This is a genomic window from Vibrio sp. YT-19(2023) (assembly GCF_033337395.1).
On the sequence record NZ_JAWOQN010000494.1, the window covers coordinates 1 to 702 of the forward strand.

At 50.9% G+C, this 702-nt stretch carries 1 protein-coding gene; it reads right to left on the reverse strand.

Translation table 11 applies throughout. The features are described 5' to 3' along the window. Nucleotides 1-702 (reverse strand): DUF2339 domain-containing protein (locus R7E78_RS26725; RefSeq protein WP_318058685.1); only part of this gene is annotated, 702 nt, incomplete at both ends.

Consider the following 702-nt stretch of genomic DNA (forward strand, 5'->3'; position numbering starts at 1 on the left):
TGTTGGGGATGAGTGGCGATTCAACGCTGTTCAGCCATACCGTCAATAGCGCGAATGCGCCCCACAATAAGTAGCTGTAGGCTTGATAAACAAGGGTGAGCTGCTGAGCAAATTGGCTGCGATAACTGTAAACCAAGCCCATAACCAGAGCTTGGTTGGCAAAGACCACGGCACTTGTGAAATCGATGTGCCCCAAATAGCCGTATTGTCCTGTTAACCAGTAGTTGGTTTGGGTGAACAACGCCATTAAGAACACATGCAAAAACGCCCCTTCAAACCAGTTGGTCAGGTCGGAATCTTGTTTCGCTAGCACGCTTCGGGCATAGGCTAAGATAGCCAATGACGGCACGTAACTAAGAATGACCCAAGCCCAATGCCCACTTTCACCCGGCTGCCATTGTGGAATAAATGGCAGCAACGTGAGACGAACTACCAAAATACCCATCACGATTTTGACCGCCCAACTTGCTGGGCGAAAAAACCCGGCTTGGATTTGCAGTGCCATCACCGCGACTTGTATCGAAATGGCAGTGGTGAGCCAAGTGTCGCTTAACCAAACGAAAGCGACGCCAGAAATCAGAGCGTGAACGACCGCTGAACATTCAAGTGCAAGAGAGCGAAGGCGCTGGCTAAGGAACGCATAATAGGCCGCGATGAGCGCGCAGAACAACGTCCAGTACAGGGCGTAAGCGTGCATGAATT